The 8,868-nt window shown below is 59.1% G+C and carries 6 protein-coding genes; all 6 read left to right on the top strand.

Going from position 1 to position 8,868, the window contains the following annotated elements:
• Nucleotides 1-92: 92 nt before the first annotated feature.
• The 6 genes from typA to hepT all read left to right on the top strand — a co-directional run bounded on the left by typA (nt 93) and on the right by hepT (nt 8,697).
• Nucleotides 93-1,904 (top strand): translational GTPase TypA, encoded by a 1,812-nt coding sequence (gene typA / locus M6F29_RS10395; protein WP_297480740.1) that lies wholly within the window; start codon nt 93-95, stop codon nt 1,902-1,904.
• Between the two features lie 98 nt (nt 1,905-2,002).
• On the top strand, nt 2,003-3,589 hold the full coding sequence (locus M6F29_RS10390) for an efflux transporter outer membrane subunit (protein WP_298159475.1): 1,587 nt from the start codon (nt 2,003-2,005) through the stop codon (nt 3,587-3,589).
• Nucleotides 3,590-3,593: 4 nt separating this feature from the next.
• On the top strand, nt 3,594-4,739 hold the full coding sequence (locus M6F29_RS10385) for an efflux RND transporter periplasmic adaptor subunit (RefSeq protein ID WP_298159473.1): 1,146 nt from the start codon (nt 3,594-3,596) through the stop codon (nt 4,737-4,739).
• A gap of 9 nt (nt 4,740-4,748) precedes the next feature.
• The gene (locus M6F29_RS10380) at nt 4,749-7,793 is read left to right on the top strand and encodes an efflux RND transporter permease subunit (protein ID WP_298159471.1); all 3,045 of its coding nucleotides are present in this window, start codon (nt 4,749-4,751) and stop codon (nt 7,791-7,793) included.
• Nucleotides 7,794-7,912: 119 nt separating this feature from the next.
• Nucleotides 7,913-8,296 carry a type VII toxin-antitoxin system MntA family adenylyltransferase antitoxin gene (gene mntA / locus M6F29_RS10375; protein ID WP_298159468.1) on the top strand — a complete coding sequence of 128 codons (384 nt, stop codon included), beginning with the start codon at nt 7,913-7,915 and terminating at the stop codon, nt 8,294-8,296.
• Nucleotides 8,281-8,697 carry a type VII toxin-antitoxin system HepT family RNase toxin gene (gene hepT / locus M6F29_RS10370; protein ID WP_298159465.1) on the top strand — a complete coding sequence of 139 codons (417 nt, stop codon included), beginning with the start codon at nt 8,281-8,283 and terminating at the stop codon, nt 8,695-8,697. Before mntA ends, hepT begins: the two co-directional genes overlap by 16 nt.
• The last annotated feature ends 171 nt before the right edge of the window (nt 8,698-8,868 follow it).

The raw sequence follows: 8,868 nt of genomic DNA, 5'->3' as shown, positions 1-8,868 counted from the left end.
GCATGGGCGAGACTATGGACACTTTTTCGTTACTCGGCAAGCCCCCCTTGCTGGTAGAATAGCGGTCTTTCTAAATTATCGGTTGAATTTTCATGGCTCGTCATTTACGCAACATCGCCATCATCGCGCACGTGGACCACGGCAAGACCACGCTGGTGGACAAACTGCTCCAGCAGTCCGGGACCTTCGCCGCCCATCAGCACGTGACGGAACGGGTCATGGACAGCAACGACCTGGAAAAGGAACGGGGTATCACCATTCTGGCCAAGAATTGCGCCGTGGATTATGAGGGGACCCACATCAACATCGTGGATACCCCCGGACACGCCGATTTCGGCGGCGAAGTAGAGCGCGTGCTGTCCATGGTGGACGGCGTTCTGTTGCTGGTGGATGCGGTGGAAGGGCCCATGCCCCAGACCCGCTTCGTCACGCGCAAGGCCCTGGCCCAGGGGCTCAAGCCGGTGGTGGTGGTGAACAAGATCGATCGTCCGGGGGCTCGTCCGGACTGGGTGGTCAATCAGACCTTCGACCTTTTCGACAAGTTGGGGGCCACGGAAGAACAACTGGATTTCCCGGTGGTCTACGCTTCAGCCTTGCAGGGGTATGCCACCCTCGACCCCCAGCAACCGGGGACGGATCTGCGCCCTCTTTTCGAAGCAGTCCTGAAGTATGTCCCGGAGCGGGTGGGGGATGCGGAAGGTCCGCTGCAATTGCAGATCGTATCCCTGGATTATTCCAGTTTCGTCGGGCGGATCGGGATTGGACGGGTCCACCGTGGGCGTATCCGCACGGGTCAGGAAGTGGCCATATTGCGGGGCCCGGACTCGCCTTTGAAGCGCGGACGCGTCAATCAGATCCTGGGGTTCAAGGGGCTGGAACGGGTTCCCTTTGAAACGGCGGAAGCCGGAGACATCGTTCTGGTCACGGGCATCGAGGATCTGGGGATCGGCGTGACCCTGACCGAGGTGGACAAGCCCGAGGCGCTTCCGATGCTGGCGGTGGATGAGCCGACCTTGACCATGAATTTCCAGGTGAATACCTCGCCCTTTGCCGGTCAGGAAGGCAAGTTCGTCACCAGTCGCCAGGTTCGCGAACGGCTGGAGCGTGAATTGCTCAGCAACGTGGCCCTGCGTGTCCAGGAAACCGACGATACGGACGTTTTTCTGGTGTCTGGACGAGGCGAGTTGCATCTGACCATCCTGCTCGAGAACATGCGTCGGGAAGGCTACGAATTGGCGGTGTCCCGTCCCCGTGTCCTGTTGAAGGAGATCGATGGGGTGCGCTGCGAACCCTTTGAAGCGCTGACGCTGGATGTGGAAGAAGCCCATCAGGGAGCGGTCATGCAGGCGCTGGGAGAGCGACGGGGTGACTTGCAGGACATGCAATCCGACAGTCAGGGACGGGTACGCCTCGACTACCGCATCCCGGCGCGCGGTCTGATCGGGTTTCAGTCCGAATTTCTGACCCTGACCCGGGGAACCGGGCTGATGAGCCACGTCTTCGATGATTATGGCCCCATGAAACCGGAAATCCCGGCGCGTCGCAACGGGGTCCTGATTTCTGCGGAACAGGGCGAGGCCGTGGCTTATGCCCTGTGGAAATTGCAGGAACGGGGCCGTATGTTCGTGGTCCCGGGAGACCGTGTCTACGAGGGAATGGTGATCGGGATTCACAGCCGGGACAATGACCTGGTGGTCAACCCGGTGAAGACCAAGCAATTGACCAATATCCGGGCAGCAGGCAAGGACGAAGCCGTGGTCCTGATGTCGCCGGTGGTTCTGACTCTGGAATCCGCCATCGAATTCATTGCCGATGACGAATTGGTGGAGATCACGCCCCAAACCCTGCGTATTCGCAAACGCCATCTGCTGGAGAATGATCGCAAGCGGGCATCCCGCAGTTAGGCAATGAAACCGTGAAGTCCGGAGTCCGCCAGAGAGCGGTTTGCTTTAAATGATACGGATGCGTACAATACTTCTGTTTTAGAATTGGAGTAAATCCAGTGTCGGGTGTCGATCGCTCCAGCCAAGACGAACCGGTTCCTTTCGGCTCCCTTTTTTTCCACGTCCGTCGTGGATGGGGCGCACCGGTCTGGGTGAGCGGACTCCTTTTGGCGATGGTGGCCGGATGTACGACAGTCGGCCCGGATTTCAAGTCGCCCACCTTGACCAGGGGCGTCCCCGTGTTGCCGGATTCACCCGCTCAGGGGACGGTGGTCGGGGCGGATGACCAACACTTTGTGGCGGGCCAGACCGGAAGCCAGGATTGGTGGAAAACCTACCGATGCGCGGAACTCGATCGGCTGGTACAGATCGCCCTCGATCAAAACCCCACGGTGGAAGCCGCGCGTGCCACTCTGGTGCAGGCGGGGGAGAACGCCACCGCGATCCAGGACAATCTGACCCTGCCCACCGTCGATGCCCAGTTGGCGCAAACCCGCCAGCGTTTCTCCACGGCGGCCTTTGGTTTGCCGGGAGGGCAGGCCTATCTGTTCAATCTGACCAATGCGTCGGTCAACGTGTCCTATCCCCTGGACGTGTTTGGGGGCAACCGCCGTCAGGTCGAGGCCCTGCAAGCCCAACACGAAATGCAGGCCCACCTGTGGCAGGCGGCACGGGAAACCCTGATTGCCAACGTGGTGACCACCGTGGTGCGGGAAGCCAGTCTGCGTGCCCAACTCGATGCCACCAACGCGCTGCTCCAGGCGCAGGGTGAATTGCTGGACCTGACGCGGCAACGGCAGGGGATGGGTGCCCTGTCCCTCAATGAAGTGGCAGAGCCTCAGGCCGAATTGGCCCAGAGCCGTGCCAATCGCGAGGCCCTCGCGTTGCAACTGGACCAGATCCGCCATCAACTGGCGGCGTATCTGGGGCAATACCCGGCGCAGAACCCCCTGCCCGAATTTCATCTGGAGGATCTGCACCTGCCCCAATTTCTTCCTCAGGCCGTTCCTTCGGCGTTGTTGCGCCAGCGTCCGGATATCCGGGCCAGCGAAGCGCAATGGCACCAGGCCACCGCCAATCTGGGGGTGACCATCGCCGGGGCTTATCCCAATCTGACCCTCACGGGCAGTATGGGGGCGATGGCGTTGAGTCCGGGCGCCCTGTTCAGCCCCGCTTCATCGGTTTGGTCGTTTGGGGCTGGAGTGGTTCAGCCGATTTTTCATGGGGGGGCCTTGAGTGCAGCCAAACGGGCAGCGGAAGCGGCAGTCCAGAGTGCGGCGGCGCAGTACCGCAACACCGTGGTTCAGGCCTTCCGTTCCGTGGCCGATGTCTTGCGCGCCTTGACCCATGATGCGGCCACGCTGGAGGCTGAACGGTCGATCATGGAAGCACGGCAGCAAAGTTTGGGCCTGGCGGATCAACAGTACCAGTTGGGCGGCATCAGTTACCCTGCGCTGCTCGCGGCGCGCGTTCAGGATGCCCAGGCCCGCATGGGGATTGCCCAGGCCCAGGGAACCCGTTTGGCCGATACGGCTGCCTTTTATCTGGCTCTGGGGGGAGAAGTCGACCCCGCAGCCGTGGCGCAGGCAACCTCGGGTTCCCCTTCTTCTTCATCGGGGCAATCCGCCCCTTCAGAGGCACGGTGATTTCATGACGGACCAATCTTCCCCTTCCCTGAAAAAACGCCTGATCCTCATGGGCGCGCTGATGACGCTGCTGGTGGGCGGACTGGTGGGATTCAATCTATTCAAGCGCGCCATGATGCAAAAATATCTGGCGGGCGGCGCAGCCCACCCCCCGCCGGTGGTGACGGCCCAGGTCGTTCAACGGACGAATTGGCAACCTTCCTTTGATACCATCGGTTCCCTGCGGGCGGCCCGTGGGGTGCAACTCAGCGTGGAAGTGGCGGGTCTGGTGCGTCGGGTTGCTTTCAAGGCCGGGGATGAGGTTCAGGCAGGACAAACTCTGGTGGAAATGGTGGATGATGCGGAACGGGCGGCCGTTCAGACGCAGGAAGCAGGACTGGACCTGGCCCGTTTGACGCTGAAACGGGACGAGGCTCAATATGCGGTGCACGCCATCAGTCAGGCACAACTGGAGATGGATCGCGCCGAGGTGGCCAGCCGGACGGCGCAGCGGGATCAGGCACTGGCCCTGCTGGTCAAGAAAAAGGTCACGGCCCCTTTCGCGGGACAAATGGGGATTACCACGGTCAATCCCGGACAGTACCTCAACCCCGGCGATAAAATTGCCTCCTTGCAGACCGTACACCAGTTGCTGGTGGATTTCAATCTGCCCCAGCAATTTCTGGGGCGGATCGCCGTGGGACAATGGGTCCATCTGTCCTTTGAAGCCTGGCCAGGAAAAACTTTTGCGGCCAGGGTGGTGGCGCGTAATCCCGAGGTGGACGCCAGTACCCGCAACGTGCAGGTGGAAGCCCGTCTCGAACCCGTTGCCGTTCCCCTGTTGCCCGGCACCTTTGCCCACGTGATCTGGGACTATGACCAGGCCGCTCCGCGTTTGACGCTTCCTCAGTCGGCGATTGCTTTCAATCCCTATGGGGCAACCGTTTTCGTGATTCAGCGCGGTCCTCGGGGGGCGCCGCCCAAAGTCCAGCAGGCGTTCATCACCACGGGGGCGACCCGGGGTGATCAGATCGCGGTATTGAGTGGTCTCAGGGCTGGGGATGAAGTGGTCACCAGCGGACAATTGAAACTCAAGTCGGGCATGTCCGTTGCGATCAGCACGGCTGCTGCGCCGCCCTTTGCGGCGGCGCCTACCCCCCAAGAGCAGTAAGGGGACCCCATGCGTTTTACGGATCTCTTTTTGCGCCGACCGGTATTGGCCACGGTGGTCAACCTGATCATCCTGGTGCTGGGGTTGCGGGCACTGTTTGGTTTGCCCGTGAACCAATATCCGCGGACCCAGAATGCGGTGGTTACCATTGCCACCAGTTACTATGGGGCCGATGCCCAGACCGTTGCGGGCTTCATTACCCAGCCCCTGGAAGCCGCCATCGCCCAGGCCCAGGGCATCGATTACCTTTCTTCCAACAGTTTGATGGGAGCCTCGGTCATCACCGCCACCTTGCGTCTGAATTACGATGCCAGTCGTGCCCTGACGGAGATCAATACCCAGGTCAACTCGGTACGCAACCAACTGCCTCCCGAAGCACAGCAGCCCGTCTTGTCCGTTCAGGTGGGGCAAACGGTGGACGCCATGTACATGGGGTTTTACAGCACAACCTTGCCCACCAGCAATGTAACCGACTTTCTGTTGCGTGAAGTCAAACCTACCCTGGATTCCGTGGAGGGAGTGCAAACCGCTGAATTGCTGGGCGCGCGCAATTTTGCCCTGCGGGCCTGGCTGGATCAGAACCGCATGGCCGCCAACGGGGTGACGGCTGCCGACGTGAATGCGGCGCTGGCTGCCAATAACTATCTGACTTCGGCAGGGGCCACGAAAGGTCAGGCCGTCACCGTGGACCTGACGGCAGGGACGGACCTTCATTCGGTGGAGGAATTCAAACATCTGGTGGTCAAGCAGTCGGGTCTCGGTCTCGTACGCCTCGAGGATGTGGCGGATGTGACGCTGGGTTCGGATAATTACGACTTCAATGTGGCCTTTGATGGACAGAAGTCGGTTTTCATCGGGATCAAGGTGGCCCCCAATGCCAATGTGCTGGAAGTGGCCGAACGGGTGCGCAAAGCCTTCCCCGCCCTGCAGTCCAAATTGCCCACGGGATTGACCGGCAAGATCGTCTATGACTCCACCGAATACATTACTTCGGCCATTCACGAAGTGGCCAAGACCCTGCTGGAAGCGCTGGTCATCGTCACGGCGGTGATTTTTCTGTTCCTCGGGCGCGCCCGTGCCGTGGTGATTCCTCTGGTGACCTTGCCCCTGTCCCTGGTGGGCACGTTTCTGATCATGCTCATGCTGGGGTATTCCATCAACCTGCTGACCCTTCTGGCGTTGGTGCTGGCCATCGGATTGGTGGTGGATGATGCCATCATCGTGGTGGAGAATGTGGAACGACATCAGCGCGCGGGCAAGAATGCCCGGGAAGCGGCCTTTCTGGCGGCGCGGGAACTGGCTGGTCCGATTCTGGCCATGACCGTGGTGCTGGTGGCCGTCTATGTCCCCATTGGTTTCCAGGGAGGGTTGACGGGTGCCCTGTTTACGGAATTTGCCTTTACGCTGGCGGGCGCGGTGACCGTCTCCGGGGTGGTGGCGTTGACCCTGTCCCCTGTGATGTGCGCGTATTTTCTCAAACAGAACTCTTCGTCCACCGGTTTCATGGCTCGTCTGGAGCAGGGGATGGAGCGGTTGCACGAAGGTTACCGCCGTGTTCTCTCCAGTGTGCTGGAAACTCATGGCGTCATGATCGTGATGGGTTTCCTGTTTCTGGGCGTGACGGTGTTCCTGTTCATGACCTCGGCGCGTGAATTGGCCCCCCAGGAGGATCAGGGGATCGTGCTTTACTCCATGATCGGTCCGGCCAATGTGACGGCGGATGAAATGCAACGGAATGCGCAGGCGATCCAGAAAATTGCCAAAGCCGAGCCCGAATATGCCCAGATGTTTCAGATCACGGGGGCGCCGGTGCTCAATCAGGGTCTTGGTGGCGTGGTGTTCAAACCCTGGGATGAACGCAAACGCAGTGCTGAAGTGTTACAAAAGGAATTGCAGATGCGTTGGGGCCAGGTGCCCGGCGTCCGGGTAGCGGCCTTCCAGTTCCCCCCATTACCGGGGACCCAGGGGCTCCCCGTACAGTTCGTGATCACGACCACCGAATCCTTTGAACGCCTGGATGAAGTGGCGCAAAAGGTCGTGGACCGCGCACGCCAAAGCGGGATGTTCTTCTTCGTGGATGCGGACCTCAAACTGGACAAACCCCAATCCCGGTTTATCGTGGACCGTGATCTGACTGCGACGCTGGGACTTACCCAACAGCAGGTGGGCGACACCCTCAGCGGCGCACTGTCGGGGAATTACGTCAATTATTTTTCCATGGATGGGCGTTCCTACCGGGTCATTCCACAGGTTCGACAAACGGATCGTCTCAATCCCGCCCAGGTTCCCGCCTACTATTTCCGTACGCCCGATGGGCGGCTGTTTTCGGCGGCAACGCTGGGACATTTGCGTCAACTCGTGGTACCGGAAACGGTCAGTCACTTTCAGCAACTCAATGCCACGACCATTGGCGGGGTGACCACCCCGCTGGTATCGCAGGGAGAGGTTCTGGCCTTCCTGAACAAAACGCTTCAGGAGGTGGCGCCCAGCGGTTTCAACGTGGATTATTCCGGGGCTTCCCGACAGTTCATGAGCGAGTCGGGGAGTTTTGCCGTGACCCTGATGTTTGCCGTGCTCATGGTCTTTCTGGTCCTGGCTGCCCTGTTTGAAAGTTTTCGTGATCCGCTCATCATTTTGATCTCGATTCCCATGGCCCTGTTTGGCGCCTTGCTCCTGATCAACCTCGGGGGATCCAGTCTCAATATCTATACCCAGGTCGGCCTGGTGACCCTGATGGGGTTGATCAGCAAACACGGGATCCTGATCGTCCAGTTTGCCAATGAATTGCAGCGGGACGGACGTACCAAACGGGAGGCGATCGTGGAAGCAGCCGGCATTCGGATGCGTCCCATTCTGATGACGACGGCTGCCATGGTTCTGGGTGTCCTGCCCCTGGTGCTGGCCGGAGGGGCGGGCGCCGCAGGGCGCCGTGCCATGGGGTTGGTGATTTTCTCGGGGCTGTCCATCGGCACCCTGTTCACCTTGTTCGTGGTTCCAGCCATGTATCTGTGGCTGGCGCGGGTCCGTCAGGAAGAAGAGAAAGCCCCGGCTTAACCCATCTGCCCGTATGCCTTCAAAATACAGTATAGTTTGAACCGTGAACAGAGCCAGATACTGCAAAAAAACAAGCGAAACAGGAGTTGCTCATGCGGGAGGGAGAAGGAAGATCTGTCTTGGATAGATTGCTCCGAGAGGTATTGGCTGGCTTTCCCCAAATCAGGCAAGCGATTCTGTTTGGATCCCTGGCGTCAGGGTATGCGCGTACGGACAGTGATCTGGATATTGCAGTGGAGGCGGATCACTTGCTGACGGTCAAAGAAAAGATCGATCTGGTGAACGCGTTGTCAGTGCAAACTGGGCGTCCCGTTGACTTGGTGGATCTTCGTGCGATATCGGTGCTTCTGCGTGGGCAAGTGTTGCGCCATGGCAGAAAAATAATGGGCAGCAATACGCTGTATGGGGAATTGATTTCCCGCCATGTATTTGATCAGGCCGATTTCATGCCGATTCGAACCAGATTGCTGGCAGAAAGGCGGAAGGCATGGATCGGGAAGTAATCGAGCAAAAACTGGAGTCTCTGCGCCGCTGTTTACGGCGTATCGAATTGAAATGCCCGGCTGAGGCCGCGGTATTGGCCGCTGATCTCGATCTTCAGGATATCGTCTCACTCAACTTGAGCCGAGCCGTGCAGATTTGCGTGGATATCGGCGCGCATCTGGTTGCCGACCTGGAAGTGCCGCCTCCTGACACCATGGGACAAACCTTTGATTTGCTGGCACAGGGAGGCATACTGGGTACGGAGTTGTCCAGTCGCCTCAAAAAAGCGGTGGGTTTCCGTAATATTGCGGTTCACAGTTACGAAAGTATCAACTGGCATATTGTGCACAGCATCGTGAAGTATCATCTTGAGGACTTTTCAGCGTTTGCAAAAATCATCATGGCCCACCTGAACCTGTGACCACCCGTCCCCCCGGCCTTCGATAGTTAAAGAAATTAATTCGCGGCGTTAAAGGTGGGTTGAACTAAGCCGCTATCGCGGAGAATGCCCCCGGCAAGTTGATTGAGCATCATAATTCATCCTCACCCCGAAAGGGATTTTTTGTACTTTACCAAGAGGATGAAGCCGATG

This window comes from Ferrovum sp. (genome assembly GCF_027317285.1).
Taxonomy (GTDB): domain Bacteria; phylum Pseudomonadota; class Gammaproteobacteria; order Burkholderiales; family Ferrovaceae; genus Ferrovum.
Note: the sequence above shows the minus strand (reverse complement) of the source record. Positions and strands in the feature narration are given on the sequence as shown.